A 15,567-nucleotide genomic window follows, 5' to 3' on the forward strand; every position below is an offset into this window, starting at 1 on the left:
TATCTGCTCAGGGTTCCCTACTCAGGTTCTTCCCTTCTCTCTACTTCCTCTTATCCATTACTTATACCTATTAATGGGGAGGGATAACCCTGGACAAGAGGCCTTCTAGGTGGGGCAAAAACAGGGGCATTCTCAGAACCCTAGGGATGCCTGACTACTTGCCCTGATGATATGGAGAGAAGTGGCTGGGGTGGTAGGATTCGAACCTACGGTACGCGGTACCAAAAACCGTTGCCTTACCACTTGGCTACACCCCAACGGTGAGCGGCTGTCTACGCAACCTCGACAGGCTACGCAAGAGGCTAGCAGCAAAAATCTGAGCACCGCTCACGTTTTTTCTGTCTGGCCGTCGGGGCCCGGATCAGCCCTCGGTCCGTACCAAGATTGCACCGCTGCGTGCACCGCGCTCAACCGCCTCATGCGCGGCAGCGGCGGCATCGAAAGCAAAGATTTTCTGAACTGGACAGGACAGCGCGCCAGCCGTAAGCGCGGCGTGCAGATGGTCGATCGCGGCCTGCCGATTTACAGGATCAAGCAGGTAGACCAGGGCCATTTCCAGTGTCACCGATTTGAACATCAGCGGATAGAATGGCAGCGTCGGTGCCATCACCCGGGCCGAGCCATAGGCATTGATGCGTCCGTTCGGGGCGATCACGGCAGCGTCCACTTCTGCATTGGCTCCGAATTCTACCTCGACGATACGTTCGACGGCGGCCCCGTCGTTGGCCGCCAGCACCGCCGCGGCAAGATCGGGCGCGGCATAGTCTAGAACCGCATCTGCACCAGCCGCGCGCAGGCGCTCGGCGGCCCCGGCGCTGGCGGTGGCGATGACCCGAGCACCGCCCCATTTGGCCAGTTGCACCGCCAGATAGCCCACCGTGCCGGCCCCGCCCTGCACCAGCAAGGTCTTGCCCGAGACAGGACCGCCCGAGAACACCACATGCGCCGCCGTCAGGCCGGGAATGCCCAGCACCGCACCGGTTTCAAGGCTTACCCCCTCCGGCAGCGGCACCGCCTGTTCCGAGGGCAGCGCGATCTGTTCGGCGCAGGTCCCCATGGCGCGGCCCCACTGCCCGTTCCACAACCAGACCCGTTCGCCCACCCGGCCGGCATCGACCCCGTCGCCCACCGAACGGATTACACCGGACCCGTCACTGTGGGGTACGATGGCCGGATAGGGCAGTTCGGTGACGCCGGCGCGCGCACCCGCGCGCGCCTTGACATCCGAGGGGTTCACCCCCGAGAACGCGACATCGACCAGCACCTCGCCCGGACCGGGCCGGGGCGCGGGAAGTTCCTCCAATTGCAGGACATCGCGCGCGGCGCCAAAGGCACGGTAAAGGACGGCTTTCATCTCGGGTCTCCGGTTTCAGATCTGCGACAGCTTAGACGGTTTTCAGTCCAAGCAGAATCGCAAATCCGAAAGCTGGCCCACCGTTTCAGTCCGTCGCCACCACGAAACCACCCTGGAACGGGCTGCTGACGGTCGCATTGCGCTGGGCCATTCGTTCCAGATTGACGATGGTCGACAGCATGATGCGGTCATGGCTCCAGTCCGACGAGCGCTGCATGACCAGCATCGTCGTCAGAACCGAGGCCATCAGCAGCCCCGAAATGAGCAGCCAGACCCCAGGCCCGGCGGTATCCTGACGGGTGGCGGTCAGCGCCACGATGCGGCTTTGCAAGGTAGAGGGACGGCGCGTCTCGCGCCGGTCCACCAGGGCCACCGTGGGGGTGGTGCGAGCAAAAAGCACCGGGTTCTGCGCGGCCACCTGGCAGGCCCGGATGAGGCACTCGCAATAGGCGCGCATGTCGAAATGCGGGCGCACCATCAGCGCCTGGTCACAGGCATATTCCCGCAGCATCCGCACCTGGCGACGCCACAGGAAAAAGGCCGGATTCCAGAACAGCAGCGGGCGCAGCAGTTCAAGCAGGAACTCGCATTCGATGTCACTCTGGCGAAAATGCTGCAACTCGTGTGCGACGGTCATCCGCAGGTCCTGAGGCGCCTCGAGCAGCGCCGAGGGCAGCACCACATAGCGATTGCGCACCCCGCGGGTCGAATAGGCAACGCGGGCGGTGTCGCTGATCAGGAGCTCCACCCGTCCGATGCGTTTCCACAGATGGGCACCGCGCAGGCTGTGGGTCAGTCGCAGCACCGACAGGCCCATATGCAGGGCACAGAACAGCGCACCGGCCAGAAAGGCAACCGCCACGACCTGTGTCCAGACCTCGTGCTGTGCCAGCAGCGCACGAACCATATCCTCGCGCAGACCCAGCAGGGCCTCGAACTGGCTGGCGCTGAGACCGACATTGCCGTGCAGGTACTGCCGTACAAGCAAATCCGGGATATTGGGGGGATGGGCGACAATCCAGGTTGTGATCATCAGCGCCAGCAACGGCGAGGCCACCAGCAGAACGGTCAGCCCGTTCAGGAGCCGCAATTGCGGCAGATAGGCGCTGCCCAGCCGGGTTTTCATCACCGCCCATCGGAGCAGCGACCAAATCGCGACACCCGCGACCAGCAGAAGATTCAGATCGAGATAGGCATTGAGAAGAACTTCACCGTCCATTGTCCCCCAACCTTTCGTTCAGCAAGGCCCGCATGCTTTCGAGCATGTCGTCCGTCACCTCTTCGTCGTCGACAAGCCGGGCAACCAATGCCGCCGGTGCGCCGTCGAAAAGCTTGCTCGAAAGGTCCTTGAGTGTCGTTCGTTGGTAGTCTTCCTTGGGAACGGCCGGGCGGTAGACAAGCGAGCGGTCATGCCGCTCGGAAGTCAGAAAGCCCTTCTGCTCCATGATCTTCAATACCGTCGCAACCGAGGTATAGGCGCGGGTCTGCGCCTTGTTCAACTCGGCCAGAATATCACGCACGGTACCGCTGCCGATTTCCCAGACCACGGTCATGAATTCCAGTTCGACCTCGGTCAGCAGGGAGCGTTCCTGTTTGCGCGCCATCGGCTCGGTTTTCCGCATCGTCCTTGTTCCGATCCATGCTAGGGGCTGAAGAGGCGGTTGAAAACTATTTTCTTAGCAGGCGGGTCCTCACACCTTCCAGAAACAGAAGGTGCCCCAGGCCAGTGCCAGCCCGAGTGGCACCCAGAGCGGCGGGCCCATAAGGCCCAGCCAGGCGAGGAAAATATAGCTGCTGCCCAACAGGCTGATGAACAGCCGATCGCCCCGGGTCGTGGTCAGACCCAGCACCCCCTTGCGGGCATCGCCGCCCGGATGCCGGATTTCAAGCACCACCAGCACCCCGATGGCGCCGAAGATGCCGATGAACAAAAGCGCGGTGGGCCATGTCCAGGCCATCCATGAAAACATCACACCCTCCCCATCGCAAAACCCTTGGCGATGTAGTTGCGGACGAACCAGATCACGATCGCGCCCGGAATGATCGTCAATGTCCCAGCTGCCGCCAGCAGACCCAGTTCATACCCCGCGCTGGACGCGGTCTTGGTCATGGTGGCGGCGATGGGTTTCGCGTCCACTGCGGTCAATGTCTTGGCCAACAGCATCTCGACCCACGAGAACATGAAGCAGAAGAACGCTGCGACGCCGACGCCCGCCTTGATCGACGGGACAAAGATGGTGGCAAAGAAGCGGGGAAAGGAATAGCCGTCGACAAAAGCGGTTTCGTCCAGCTCCTTGGGGATACCGCGCATGAAACCTTCGAGGATCCAGACCGCCAGCGGGATGTTGAACAGGCAATGCGCCAGCGCCACCGCCAGATGGGTATCGAACAGGCCCACCGCCGAATAGAGCTGGAAGAAGGGCAATGCAAACACCGCCGCCGGCGCCATGCGGTTGGTCAGCAGCCAGAAGAACAACTGTTTGTCGCCCAGGAACCGGTACCGGCTGAACGCATAGGCCGCCGGCAGTGACACCGCGACCGAGATCACCGTGTTCATCGTCACATAGAGGATCGAGTTGATATAGCCCCAATACCAGGTCGGATCGGTGAAGATGACCCGGTAATTCTCCAGCGTGAAGGTTTGCGGGAACAGCGAGAACCCGGCCAGGATCTCGTTCGTCGTCTTGAAACTCATCGCCACCAGCCAATAGATCGGCAGCATCAGGAACAGGATATAGACTATGGGGACGAGGGTTCGTTTCTGCATGTCTGTCGTCCTCAGTTCAGGTCGTCCTTGGTCATCAGCGTATAGAACAGCCAGCTGACCAGCAGGGTGATGGCGAAATAGATCAGGCTCATCGCGGCCGCCGGACCCAGGTCGAACTGCCCCAGCGCGATCTTGACCAGGTCGATCGACAAAAGCGTGGTCGAGTTGCCGGGACCGCCCCCGGTCATCACGAAAGGCTCGGTATAGATGTTGAAGCTATCCATGAACCTGAGAAGGATCGCGATGGTCAGAACCGTCTTCATCTTGGGCAGCTGGATGAACCGGAACACCGCCCAGTTCGACGCCCCGTCGATCTTGGCCGCCTGATAATAGGCGTCAGGGATCGACACGAGGCCCGCATAGCTGAGCAGCACCACCAGCGAGGTCCAGTGCCAGACATCCATGGTGACGATGGTGATCCAGGCCGCCAGCGGATCCTGCGTCATGTCATAGTTTATGCCGATGACATGGTTCAGGAAATAGCCCAACAGGCCGATATCGGGCAGGGTAAAGATGTTCCACATCGCGCCCACCACGTTCCACGGTATCAGCATCGGCAGGGCCATAAGCACCAGACAGACCGGCACCCAGAACCCCTTGCGCGGCATCGACAGCGCAATGGCGATGCCCAGCGGCACCTCGATGATCAGGATCAGGAAGGTGAACAGGAACTGCCGCCCCAGCGCCGCGTGAAACCGGTCCGAGCGCAGGATCTGCTCGAACCAACCCAACCCCTGCCAGAAGAACAGGTTGTCGCCGAACGTCTCTTGCACCGAATAATTGACCACCGTCATCATCGGGATCAGCGCGTTGAACGCCACCAACAACAACACCGGCAGGACAAAGAACCAGGCCTTTTGATTTTCGGTCTTCATGCGGCGCCCTCCGCGGCCTCGGTCGCCAGCCAGCCATCGGCATACAGCCGGGTCTGGTCGCGGCGGAAATCCAGTTGCACCATCGCGCCTCGTTCTGGGCCGGGTCCACTGACGATGGCATTGACGCGGCTGCCCGCGACCTCGCATTCGACCACAGTGTGCCGCCCCACATCCGAGACCTTGGTGACCGTCGCAGGCAGGCCGGACTGTCCCAGCGAGACAAATTCGGGGCGGATGCCGATCTCGGTCCGGGCGCCGGGCGCGGCGGTGATCGGCCCTTCAAGCGGGATCGCCTGACCGGCGAACCGCGCCACCCCGTCCGACACGTCGGCGGGCAGGATGTTCATGCCGGGCGAGCCGATGAAATGGCCCACAAAGGTATGGGCGGGCCTGTCGAACAGTTCGACGGGGGTGCCAATCTGCACCACCTCGCCCTCTTGCATCACCACCACCTGATCGGCGAATGTCAGCGCCTCGGTCTGGTCATGGGTGACATAGATCATGGTGGCCCGCACCCGCTGGTGCAGTTCCTTGAGCTTGGAGCGCAGCTTCCACTTCAGATGCGGGTCGATCACGGTCAGCGGCTCGTCGAACATCACCACGTTGACGTCCTGGCGCACCAGCCCGCGCCCCATCGAGATCTTCTGCTTGTTGTCCGGGCTCAGATGCGCGGCCTTGCGGTCGAGCAGGTCGGACAGTTCCAGCATCTCGGCAATCGCGGTCACGCGCTCGCGTACCGTGGCTTCGTCCCGGCCCCGGTTGCGCAGGGGAAAGGCGAGGTTGTCGTAAACGGTCATCGTGTCGTAGATCACCGGAAACTGGAACACCTGCGCGATGTTGCGCTTGTCGGGCGGCAATTCGGTCACGTCCTTCCCGTCGAACAGGATCCGCCCCTCGGACGGGACCAGCAGGCCCGAGATGATGTTCAGCAGCGTGGACTTGCCACAACCCGAGGGGCCAAGCAGCGCATAGGCGCCGCCGTCGGTCCAGTCGAGGTCGATCTCCTTCAGCGCATAATCGTCGGGCGATTTCGGGTTCGGGTAATAGCTGTGCCGCAGCTTGGAGAGGGTAATTTTCGCCATCTGCGCCTCACGCCACGCGGGAGCCATCGGGAGCAAACACATAAGCCGCCGACGGATCCATATGGAAATCATGCATTTCGCCCACCCGGTACGGGTGAACGCCCGGAGCAAGCGACACCCAGCTGCCGCTGCCCGTGTCGAAATGCGCCGAGCTTTCCGAGCCGGACAGCTCGGTCACTTGCACCCGCCCCGACAGGGTGACGGTGGCTTCGGGCGAGGCGACCGGCGACACGTGATGGGGCCGGATCGCAATCATGTATGGCCCGTCCGCCAGACCGGCAGCAGCGCCGGTCAGAGTCCAGGTGACATCGGTGCCCATGCGGGCGGTATCGCCCTGCTTGACGATCTCGGCCGTGTTGATCGGAGGGTCCGAAAACACCCGTGCCGCCAGCACATTTGCCGGATCGCGATAGATCTCGGCGGTGCGGCCGAACTGGGTCACCCGGCCATCCTCCATCAGCGCGGTATGTCCGCCCAACAAGAGCGCCTCTTCGGGTTCCGATGTGGCATAGACCACCACCGCGCCCCGGCCCGCGAAAAGCTCGGGCAACTGGTCACGCAACTCCTCGCGCAGTTTATAGTCGAGATTGGCCAGCGGTTCGTCGAGGAACACCGCGCGGCTTTCCTTGGCAATGGCGCGGGCCAGCGCGGTGCGCTGCTGCTGGCCGCCCGACAGCTCGTGCGGGCGCCGGTGCAGCATCGGGCGCAGCTTCAGGATATCGGCAGCATGTTCCACCCGGCCCTGAATCTCGGATTTCGCCAGGCCCGCCACCTTGAGCGGCGAGGCGATGTTGTCGAACACCGTCATATGCGGGTAGTTGATGAAAAACTGGTGCACCAGGCTGATATTGCGTTTCTGGGTGCTCTGCCCGGTCACGTCCTGACCGTCCATCAGGATCTGTCCGCTGGCCACCGGATCGAGCCCGGCCATCATCTTGATCAGCGAGGTCTTGCCCGCGCCGGTCGCGCCGAGCAGGACATTGAAGTGACCCGTCTCAAGGACCAGCGAGGTCTCCTTGATATGCAGGTCGGCGCCGACGCGCTTGGTTACGTTTCTGAGTTCGAGTGCCATCGTCCCAAAGCTTTCGGCCGGTTCTTTTGGTCAGAGAGGCCCCGGAGACCGGAAGGTTCCCCGGGGCTGAGGGTGGGCGGGCCACACACGCCCCGCCCATCAGGAAGCCAGATCAGTTCTTGGCCCAGCGGGCGACCAGCTCGTCATAGTTGACGGTCTCGCCCTGCGGCTTTTCGTTGTCCAGCTTGGGCTTGGCGCCGCCATTGGCGAACCACCACTCCGCGTCCTTCTCTTCGTTCAGGCGCGGGCCGCAGCCGCCATAGACATTCGCCGCCTCGTCCGCTGCCTGCATCCGGGCCATCACGGTGTCCATTTCGAACGCCAGACGGTCCATCGCCTCTTGCGGGGTAAAGGCACCCGAGTTCACGTCACCGATCTGCTGCCACCAGATCTGGGCCAGCTTGGGATAATCCGGAACGTTGATGCCGGTAGGCGACCAGCGCACCCGGTCGGGCGAGCGGTAGAATTCCACCAGGCCACCCAGTTTCGACGCGCGTTCCGAGAAGCTCTCGTGATTGACCGAGCTGTCGCGGATGAAGGTCAGGCCAACATGGCTTTTCTTCACGTCGACGGTCTTGGAGACCACGAACTGAGCATAGAGCCAGGCCGCCTGTGCACGATCCAGCGGGGTGGAGTTGAGGATGGTCCACGATCCCACGTCCTGATAGCCGACCTTCTGGCCGTCTTCCCAATAGGGGCCGTGCGGGCTGGGCGCCATCCGCCACAGCGGGTTGCCGTCGCCGTCAACGGTGTTGTTGCCTTCGGACTGCGGCTTGACCATGTCGGCGGTAAAGGCGGTGTACCAGAAGATCTGCTGGGCCACGTTGCCTTGGGCCAGCGCCGGCAGCGACTGGTAGAAGTCATAGGACGCCGCACCCGGAGGCGCATATTTGCGCAGCCATTCATCCCATTTGCGGATCGCATAGACCGCCGCCGGGCCGTTTGCCGCGCCGCCACGGGTCACGCTGGCGCCCGCCGGGTTGCACGAGCCCGCTTCCATGCGGATGCCCCATTCGTCGATCGGGATACCGTTGGGTTCCCCCTTGGACCCGGCACCGGCCATCGACAGCCAGGCGTCGGTCATCCGCCAGCCGAGGTCGGGCGCGCGCTTGCCGTAATCCATGTGGCCATAGATCGCGGTGCCGTCGATTTCCTTGACGTCCTCGCTGAAGAACTCGGCGATATCCTCGTAGGCCGACCAGTTGACCGGCACGCCCAGCTCATAGCCGTATTTGGCCTTGAACGCCGCCTTCAGATCCTCGCGGTCGAACCAGTCCTTGCGGAACCAGTAGAGGTTGGCGAATTGCTGGTCGGGCAACTGGTACAGGTCACCATCGGGACCGGTGGTGAACTGAGTGCCCATGAAATCGTCCAGGTCGAGACCGGGGTTGGTCACGTCCTTGAAATCGCCCGCCATCATGTCGGTCAGGTTATAGGCCAGTTGCAGGCGCGAATGGGTGCCGATCAGGTCGGAATCGTTGACATAGGCGTCATACAGGTTCCGCTTGGTCTGCATCTGGGTCTGCACGGCCTGAACGACCTCGCCCTCGCCCAGGATCTGGTGATTCACCTTGATGCCGGTGATTTCCTCGAAGGCCTTGGTCAGCACTTCGGATTCGTAGCTGTGCGTGGGAATGCCCTCGGACAGCACGTTGATTTCCATACCCGCATAAGGTTCGGCCGCCTTGATGAACCATTGCATCTCGGCCATTTGCTCGTCCTTGGACAGGACCGAGGGCTGGAACTCTTCGTCAATCCATTTCTTGGCAGCGGCCTCGTCGGCATAGGCTGCCTGTCCCGCGACCACGGCGCATACCGCGGCTGCGGACAAAAGATACCTGCGCATCTTTTCCTCCCTGTTGTCTGCAATGCCAGAAATGCTCTGCGGCACCTGACTGTCATTTAGCTTTCACATGGGCGCGCAAGTTGTCAAACTAAATTTTTAGTTTCATGTATCGCTTTGTATTTTATAATTTATTTACGAAAACAAAATGAAATCACGTGTCAGACTCCCCAAGTGTCGCGCAGGCGGTATCCCTCGGGCCATGGGTCGTCGGGGTCCAGCATGTGCTGGTGAATGCCAGTGATCCAGCCCCGCCCCGAAATCTCGGGAAGGATTGCCGGGCGGTCGCCGACGCTTGTCAGCCCGGCAATGCGACCGGAGAATTCGGATCCGATGATCGAGGTCGCGACAAACTGTTCCCCCTCGGCCATCTCGCCCCGCGCATGCAGGATCGCCATACGCGCCGACACGGCGGTGCCGGTCGGCGAACGGTCGATCTTTCCGGGCTGGATCGCCACGGCAGAGGCGGCGCGCAAGACCCCGTCCCGCCGTTCGATCTCGCCTGCAAAGAGGCAAAAGGAGATATGCCGCCACTCCGGGTTCTCGGGGTGGTGAAAGCCCAGCTGCGCATTGACCGCATTGGTGATGGCAATCCCCATCTCGGCCAGATCACGCGCCCGGTCTCGGGCGATCTCGACCCCCACATCCTGCGGTCGCACCACAACGAAACTGTCACCGCCAAAGGCGGTATCGACCGTCACCCGCCCCACCCCCGGCACATCCAGCGCAACGTCGAGCTGCGCTGCAAAGGAGGGCAGGTTGCGCACGAATATGCGCTCGGCCTTGCCGTTTCGGCATTCGGCCCGCACATGCACCAGCCCGCCTGGCGCTTCGAGCACCAGTTCGGTCACCGGCTCGACCATTTCCACCAAGCCGCTGTCGAGCAGCACGGTTGACACGCAGATAGAGTTCGACCCCGACATCGGCGGCGTGTCCTCGGGCTCCATGATGATGAAGGCGGCATCGGCGCGCGGGTCCTTGGGCGGCACCAGCAGGTTGACATGCCGGAACACGCCACCACGCGGCTCGTTCAGCATGAAATTCCTCAACCGCCCGTCGCGCGCGATCCAGTTGCGCTGCTCCCACAGGGTCTCGCCCGGCGGCGGCGCGACACCGCCGACGATGACATCGCCCACCTCGCCCTCGGCATGGGCGGAGATCACATGGATGGTCTTGCTGCTGCGCATTTTTCTGCCTTCTCAGCTAATCCAGCCGGGACGCCCCGGCGCATGCCCGCTCACGGCCGCCTCTGCGCACTGCGCAAGGCTGCCGAACCGCATGGCGCGGCCCGAAAGGCCCGGCCCGTAATGGGCGTATTTGCCCGAATTGGTCATGATGGTGCGGGTGGCCGGTGGCAGTACCGGTTCGGTCACCGAACACCAGCAGAGGTCCGGGATCACCTGCACGCCCGAGGCTTGCAGGCGCGCCAGTACCCCGTCGCCCGCCAGCTTGTCGCGCTCGCCCCGGCCGATCGTGACAATGGCGGCGGTTCCTGCGGCGATCCGGCGCCCGTCCAGCAGATCCGCCAGAATTCGGCATTCATTGGCCGAGGCATGGGGGCTGCCGATAGCGACCAGTTCCACCCGCTCGGGTCCGGGGTTGAACTGCACCCACGCGCGGGCGAATTCGCCCGGTTCGATTGCCATACGCGCCGCACCTTCGGCCAGGGCTCCATCAGCTTCGGGCATGACACCCGCCACATGCAGCATCGCCGCCGCCGAAGTGGTCCCGAAGGCAGCGCAGAGCGCCTTGAGGTCATCCTCGGACGGCGCGCTGTCCTCCAGCCCGGTCAGGAGCGGGATGCGGTCCGGCGCCAGCCGCCCGGCCAGATAACCCAGGAGCGGCCAGAACGCATCGTCAGCCCCCTCGGGCCGCTCTACCCGGATCTCCACCTGCGCCTTGCGGTTGGCGTCCAGATAGACCCCTGCCAGCGGCGCGCGCCCGGTGAGCGCCATGCACAGGTCGAGGTAATCGGGATGTTTGATGCTGCGCGCGGCCAGCACGCTGTTGGCATAGACAACCGCGTTCGACTCGGCCCAGGCGATGGCTTCGCCCGCCTGTGGTATGTCCGCCAGCAGATAGGGCGCACAGGTGAAACTGGGCCGCGCGCCCATGCGCAGATAGGCATCGGCCAGCCGGCTGGCCGGCCCGCCGAACGCGGGCGGCACGCCCTGCGCGCGCCAGTTGGCATGATCGACCGAGATCGCGTTCATGGTGGTGGGAATACAGACCCGCCCGCCCATCGCGGCCATATCCTCGGCAAAACGCAGATTGGCCTCGCTGTGATAGATACAGCCGTCGATATGGGCGCGGCTGACATCGGTCAACCGTTCGGCCCCCTGCGCCGCCGCCATGGCGCAGATGATCCGCATCGCCAGCCGCACCGGCGGCGTGGCCGCCTCGGAGAGCATGGCGCGATCCGCAGCACTCAGGTCCAGCACCTCACCCGAGAGCGGTTTCAGCTTGAGCGTCAGCTCCCCTGCCGTCAGCCGGTCAGGCGTCACCTCGGCCAAAGGCTCCTTCGCCAGCGCCTCGTATTCCGCCGCCGACAGGCGCAGCACCGCGACCGGCCGGTCATACATCCAGGCCGCGACCAGGGCGCCCAGCGTCAGGATATCCTCACCCTCGCGGAACACCAGCGCCGCCGGGGCGCGGCCATTCAGCGCCAGCGCCAGCAGCACGCCACTGCCCGAGCATGACCCCCGGCTGGTCGGCATCATCACCACAGCCCCGGCCAGCGCCGCACCGTGCTGCGGGTGGTGCGCGTCGATCACCCGGCCCGTCTCGGGATCGACCCCGCCCCAGAAACTCAACCCCTCGTCACAGACCAGAACCGACCCCGACGCCCGGGCCGCCACGATGCAGTGTGCCATCCCGCCTCCCTGTTCAGGCCACCACGAAACCATGGGCATAGGGGTCGCGCGCGTCAATGAAGATGGTGTTGAAGCCGGTGACCCGCGCCCAGCCGCCAATCGAGGGGATGATACCCGGCCTGCCGCCCACCTCTGCCGCCGCTTCGACCCGGCCATGAAACAGCGAGCCGATGATGGACTCGTGCACGAAATCGTCGCCGGGACGCAACGCGCCCCGCGCCGCAAGCTGCGCCATCCGGGCCGAGGTTCCGGTGCCGCACGGCGACCGGTCAATCGCCTTGTCGCCATAAAACACCGCATTGCGTGCATCGGCGCCGGGCTGGGTCGGTTGCCCGGTCCACAGGATATGCGACAGCCCCCGAATCTCGGGTTTCTCGGGGTGGATGAACTGGTACTTCGCGTTCAGCGCCGCGCGCAGGCGCGGGCTCCACCCCACCAGATCCAGCGCCCGGTGATCGGCAATATCGCGGAACACCGCCTGCGGCTCGACAATGGCATAGAAATTGCCGCCATAGGCCACATCGACCGTGACCTCGCCCAGCCCCTCGACATGGGCGCTCAGACCCGAGGCATGCAGATAGGCGGGCACATTGGTCAGCCGCACCTCTTCGACAAACCGCCCCTCTTGCCGGTACTCCGCCACCACCAACCCGGCGGGCGTGTCGAGCCGCAGCACACCCGGCACACGGGGCGTGACCAGCCCGTGTTCGATGGCGGTTGTCACCGTGCCGATGGTGCCATGCCCGCACATCGGCAGACAGCCCGAGGTCTCGATATAGAGAACCCCCACATCGCAATCCTCGCGGGTCGGCGGATAGAGGATGCTGCCCGACATCTGGTCATGGCCGCGCGGCTCGAACATCAGGCCGGTGCGGATCCAGTCGAACTCGGCCTGGAAATGCGCCCGGCGCTCCAGCATGGTGGCGCCCTCCAGGCGCGGCGCGCCGCCGGTGACCACGCGCACCGGGTTACCGCAGGTGTGGCCGTCGATACAGGAAAAGGTGAACTGGGTCATGATGCCTCAGAAACGGGTTGCAGCATAGGGGGAAAGGTCGATCCGGGGCACGGCCCCGGCGACAAGCGCGGCGACGAGCGCCGCCGTGCCCGCCGATTGGGTCAGGCCCAGATGGCCATGACCAAAGGCATAGGCGACGCGATCCGCGCACGGGGCCGGGCCGATCACCGGCAGGCTGTCGGGCAGCGACGGGCGGAACCCCATCCACTGTGTCCCGCCCTCGACCCGCAGACCGGGCAGGAAACCGCGCGCCTTGTCCAGCAGCACCCCGGCCCGGCGCCAGTTGGGTGGGCGTTTCAACCCGCCCAGCTCGACCGCGCCGCCGACACGCACCCCCTGCCCGATGCGCGAGACGACAAAACCGTGATCGGGAAAGGTGAGATGCGTGCGCAGATCGAAAGCCCCCGCAGGCAGGGTGGTGTTATAGCCGCGCTCGGTTTCCAGCGGGATGCCGTCACCCAGGGTCCGCGCCAAGTGATGCGACCATGCCCCCGCGCAGATCACCGCCCGGTCCGCCCGGCGGGCACCATCGGCACAGTCGAGCGTCACCGTCTCTCCCTCTTGGCGCAACGCGCGGACCTCGGCGATCTCGATCCGACCGCCCCGCGCCCGAAACACATCCGCCAGATGCGCGACCCATTGCGCCGGATCGGTCACATTGCGCCAGCCCGGGGTGAACCCGGCATGGGTGAAGCGCGGCGACAGGCCCGGCTGGATCTCGGCAATCGCCTCGGACCGGTCGAGCAGACGGAAGGCGACGCCATGGGCGGCGCGGGTCTCCCAGCCGGGCAGGCTCGCCTCATAGGCGCGCGACCCTTCGTAGAGTTGCAACTGCCCCTCGTCGCGGACCAGCGCCCGCGCGCCAGTCTCGGCAATCAGCGTGTCCAGCGCCTCGGCGCTGAGCCGCATCAGCGCCGCTTGTGCTGCCAGCGCACTGGTATAGCGGTCGCGCCAACTGGCCCGCCAGAACCGGACCATCCAGGGGGCAATCTGCGCGGCATAGCCGGGCGGCACCGAAAGCGGCCCCAAAGGATCGAGCAGCCATTTCGGCGCCTTGCGCATGATCCCCGGTGTCGCCAGCGGGATCACATCGGCAAAGGCAAAAGCCCCGGCATTGCCCGCCGACGCCTCGGCCGCGACCCCTTTGCGGTCCAGCACCGTGACCACACACCCGGCCCCTTGCAGGGCCAGCGCGCAGGTGATGCCGACCACGCCAGCCCCGATGACGATGACCTCGGCACCGCGTGTCATGGCAGCGTATAGGCGGTCTTGACGGTGGTATAGAACTCGGCGGCATAGGTCCCCTGTTCGCGCGCCCCGTGGCTCGACCCCTTGGTGCCGCCAAAAGGCACATGATAGTCCACCCCAGCCGTGGGCAGGTTGACCATCACCATGCCCGCGCGCGCATTGGCCTTGAAATGGCTCGCTTGTTTCAGCGAGGTGGTGCAGATCCCCGCCGACAGGCCGAATTCGGTATCGTTGGCCACCGCCAAAGCCTCGTCATAATCCCGCACGCGGAGAACCGAGGCGACGGGGCCAAACACCTCTTCGCGGTTGATGCGCATATCGGGCGTGGTCTCGGTCACCAGCGCCGGGGCCATGTAGAACCCGTCCTTGTCCAGCGCCAACCGTTCGCCGCCAGTGACAGTGCCGCCTTCACTTCGCGCGATCTCGATATAGCCCAGGTTCTGCTCCAACTGCCGCGCGTCCACCACCGGCCCCATCTGGGTTGCCGGGTCCAGCGCATCGCCCACCCGAAGATCGCGCATCGCCGCCGCCAGCGCCGCCACGAAACGGTCATGCACGCCCTCGGTCACGATCAACCGCGAAGAGGCAGTGCAGCGCTGGCCGGTGGAAAAGAACGCGCCATTGAGACAGGCGGCCACCGCCAGAACCAGATCGGCATCGTCCAGAACCACCATCGGGTTCTTGCCGCCCATCTCCAGCTGCACCTTCTTCATCGCCGCGCCACAGGCCGCCGCGATACCGCGCCCGGTGGGCACCGACCCGGTGAAGGAAATCGCGTCCACCCGCGCATCGGATACCAGACGCGGACCCAACTCGGACCCGCGCCCCATAACAAGGTTCACCACGCCAGAGGGTAGACCGGAACGCGACAGGATCTCGACCAGCGCATGGGCGCAACCCGGCACCAGGTCGGCGGGTTTCAGCACCACCGCATTGCCATGCGCCAGCGCCGGGGCGATTTTCCAGGCCGGGATGGCGATGGGAAAGTTCCAGGGCGTGATCAGGCCCACCACGCCCACCGGCGCGCGGGTGACTTCGACCTCGACACCGGGCCGAACCGAGGCCAGCCGATCACCGGTCTGGCGCAGCGCCTCACCGGCAAAGAACTTGAAGATCTGCCCGGCCCGCGCCACCTCGCCGATCCCCTCGGCCAGCGTCTTGCCCTCTTCCCGCGACAAGAGCCGCCCCAGCTCCTCCTTGTGGGCCAGCAATTCGGTGCCAGTGAAATCGAGCGCATCGAAGCGCTGTTGCGGGGTCGATGAGGCCCAGATCGGCGCTGCTGCATGGGCGGCTACAATGGCGGCGTCCAACTCCTCCTCTCCGGCCTGCGCCGCGTGACCGATGATGTCGGTCACATCCGAGGGGTTCACATTGGCGCGGCCTGTGCCGCAGGCGACCCAGTCGCCGCCGATGAAATTGCGATACTCCATCCCCGTTG

General features: G+C 64.4%; 14 protein-coding genes and 1 tRNA gene. All 15 read right to left on the reverse strand.

Annotated features, from left to right (window positions below; translation table 11 throughout):
- Positions 1 to 182: 182 nt before the first annotated feature.
- Positions 183 to 257, reverse strand: a tRNA-Gln gene (locus MB818_RS03725).
- A gap of 104 nt (positions 258 to 361) precedes the next feature.
- Positions 362 to 1,354 carry an NADPH:quinone reductase gene (locus MB818_RS03730; RefSeq protein ID WP_234176486.1) on the reverse strand — a complete coding sequence of 331 codons (993 nt, stop codon included), beginning with the start codon at positions 1,352 to 1,354 and terminating at the stop codon, positions 362 to 364.
- Between the two features lie 85 nt (positions 1,355 to 1,439).
- A complete protein-coding gene (locus MB818_RS03735) occupies positions 1,440 to 2,573 on the reverse strand; it encodes a M56 family metallopeptidase (protein ID WP_234142842.1) in 1,134 nt (377 codons plus the stop codon).
- Positions 2,563 to 2,958 (reverse strand): BlaI/MecI/CopY family transcriptional regulator, encoded by a 396-nt coding sequence (locus MB818_RS03740; protein WP_234143020.1) that lies wholly within the window; start codon positions 2,956 to 2,958, stop codon positions 2,563 to 2,565. The genes MB818_RS03735 and MB818_RS03740 overlap by 11 nt, the downstream gene beginning before the upstream one ends.
- 87 nt (positions 2,959 to 3,045) lie before the next feature.
- A complete protein-coding gene (locus tag MB818_RS03745) occupies positions 3,046 to 3,324 on the reverse strand; it encodes a DUF2160 domain-containing protein (RefSeq protein ID WP_234137455.1) in 279 nt (92 codons plus the stop codon).
- Positions 3,324 to 4,121, reverse strand: a complete 798-nt coding sequence (locus MB818_RS03750) for a carbohydrate ABC transporter permease (protein ID WP_234137454.1) — start codon at positions 4,119 to 4,121, stop codon at positions 3,324 to 3,326. The genes MB818_RS03745 and MB818_RS03750 overlap by 1 nt, the downstream gene beginning before the upstream one ends.
- An 11-nt stretch (positions 4,122 to 4,132) precedes the next feature.
- Positions 4,133 to 4,996, reverse strand: coding sequence for a carbohydrate ABC transporter permease (locus tag MB818_RS03755; RefSeq protein WP_234137453.1), 864 nt, complete (start codon positions 4,994 to 4,996; stop codon positions 4,133 to 4,135).
- On the reverse strand, positions 4,993 to 6,078 hold the full coding sequence (locus tag MB818_RS03760) for an ABC transporter ATP-binding protein (RefSeq protein WP_234142840.1): 1,086 nt from the start codon (positions 6,076 to 6,078) through the stop codon (positions 4,993 to 4,995). Before MB818_RS03760 ends, MB818_RS03755 begins: the two co-directional genes overlap by 4 nt.
- 7 nt (positions 6,079 to 6,085) lie before the next feature.
- Positions 6,086 to 7,150, reverse strand: coding sequence for an ABC transporter ATP-binding protein (locus MB818_RS03765; RefSeq protein WP_234137451.1), 1,065 nt, complete (start codon positions 7,148 to 7,150; stop codon positions 6,086 to 6,088).
- Between the two features lie 112 nt (positions 7,151 to 7,262).
- On the reverse strand, positions 7,263 to 8,996 hold the full coding sequence (locus MB818_RS03770) for an ABC transporter substrate-binding protein (protein ID WP_234142839.1): 1,734 nt from the start codon (positions 8,994 to 8,996) through the stop codon (positions 7,263 to 7,265).
- 158 nt (positions 8,997 to 9,154) lie between these two features.
- Positions 9,155 to 10,180 (reverse strand): trans-3-hydroxy-L-proline dehydratase, encoded by a 1,026-nt coding sequence (locus MB818_RS03775; RefSeq protein ID WP_238904023.1) that lies wholly within the window; start codon positions 10,178 to 10,180, stop codon positions 9,155 to 9,157.
- A 12-nt stretch (positions 10,181 to 10,192) separates the two neighbouring features.
- Positions 10,193 to 11,866 (reverse strand): cis-3-hydroxy-L-proline dehydratase, encoded by a 1,674-nt coding sequence (gene lhpI / locus MB818_RS03780; protein ID WP_238904025.1) that lies wholly within the window; start codon positions 11,864 to 11,866, stop codon positions 10,193 to 10,195.
- 13 nt (positions 11,867 to 11,879) lie between these two features.
- A complete protein-coding gene (locus MB818_RS03785; RefSeq protein WP_238904027.1) occupies positions 11,880 to 12,881 on the reverse strand; it encodes a 4-hydroxyproline epimerase in 1,002 nt (333 codons plus the stop codon).
- A 6-nt stretch (positions 12,882 to 12,887) separates the two neighbouring features.
- Positions 12,888 to 14,132 (reverse strand): NAD(P)/FAD-dependent oxidoreductase, encoded by a 1,245-nt coding sequence (locus MB818_RS03790; RefSeq protein ID WP_238904029.1) that lies wholly within the window; start codon positions 14,130 to 14,132, stop codon positions 12,888 to 12,890.
- Complete coding sequence (locus MB818_RS03795) at positions 14,129 to 15,559, reverse strand: aldehyde dehydrogenase family protein (RefSeq protein WP_238904031.1); 1,431 nt, start codon at positions 15,557 to 15,559, stop codon at positions 14,129 to 14,131. Before MB818_RS03795 ends, MB818_RS03790 begins: the two co-directional genes overlap by 4 nt.
- Between the last annotated feature and the right edge of the window lie 8 nt (positions 15,560 to 15,567).

It is taken from the genome of Ruegeria alba (assembly GCF_022321465.1).
Taxonomy (GTDB): Bacteria; Pseudomonadota; Alphaproteobacteria; order Rhodobacterales; family Rhodobacteraceae; genus Ruegeria_B; species Ruegeria_B alba.

What these genes read in the sequence shown, in the direction of transcription:
- MB818_RS03730 (WP_234176486.1), bottom strand. Translation starts at nt 1,354, where the DNA reads ATGAAAGCCGTCCTTTACCGTGCCTTTGGCGCCGCGCGCGATGTCCTG.
- MB818_RS03735 (WP_234142842.1), bottom strand. Translation starts at nt 2,573, where the DNA reads ATGGACGGTGAAGTTCTTCTCAATGCCTATCTCGATCTGAATCTTCTG.
- MB818_RS03740 (WP_234143020.1), bottom strand. Translation starts at nt 2,958, where the DNA reads ATGGCGCGCAAACAGGAACGCTCCCTGCTGACCGAGGTCGAACTGGAA.
- MB818_RS03745 (WP_234137455.1), bottom strand. Translation starts at nt 3,324, where the DNA reads ATGTTTTCATGGATGGCCTGGACATGGCCCACCGCGCTTTTGTTCATC.
- MB818_RS03750 (WP_234137454.1), bottom strand. Translation starts at nt 4,121, where the DNA reads ATGCAGAAACGAACCCTCGTCCCCATAGTCTATATCCTGTTCCTGATG.
- MB818_RS03755 (WP_234137453.1), bottom strand. Translation starts at nt 4,996, where the DNA reads ATGAAGACCGAAAATCAAAAGGCCTGGTTCTTTGTCCTGCCGGTGTTG.
- MB818_RS03760 (WP_234142840.1), bottom strand. Translation starts at nt 6,078, where the DNA reads ATGGCGAAAATTACCCTCTCCAAGCTGCGGCACAGCTATTACCCGAAC.
- MB818_RS03765 (WP_234137451.1), bottom strand. Translation starts at nt 7,150, where the DNA reads ATGGCACTCGAACTCAGAAACGTAACCAAGCGCGTCGGCGCCGACCTG.
- MB818_RS03770 (WP_234142839.1), bottom strand. Translation starts at nt 8,996, where the DNA reads ATGCGCAGGTATCTTTTGTCCGCAGCCGCGGTATGCGCCGTGGTCGCG.
- MB818_RS03775 (WP_238904023.1), bottom strand. Translation starts at nt 10,180, where the DNA reads ATGCGCAGCAGCAAGACCATCCATGTGATCTCCGCCCATGCCGAGGGC.
- lhpI (WP_238904025.1), bottom strand. Translation starts at nt 11,866, where the DNA reads ATGGCACACTGCATCGTGGCGGCCCGGGCGTCGGGGTCGGTTCTGGTC.
- MB818_RS03785 (WP_238904027.1), bottom strand. Translation starts at nt 12,881, where the DNA reads ATGACCCAGTTCACCTTTTCCTGTATCGACGGCCACACCTGCGGTAAC.
- MB818_RS03790 (WP_238904029.1), bottom strand. Translation starts at nt 14,132, where the DNA reads ATGACACGCGGTGCCGAGGTCATCGTCATCGGGGCTGGCGTGGTCGGC.
- MB818_RS03795 (WP_238904031.1), bottom strand. Translation starts at nt 15,559, where the DNA reads ATGGAGTATCGCAATTTCATCGGCGGCGACTGGGTCGCCTGCGGCACA.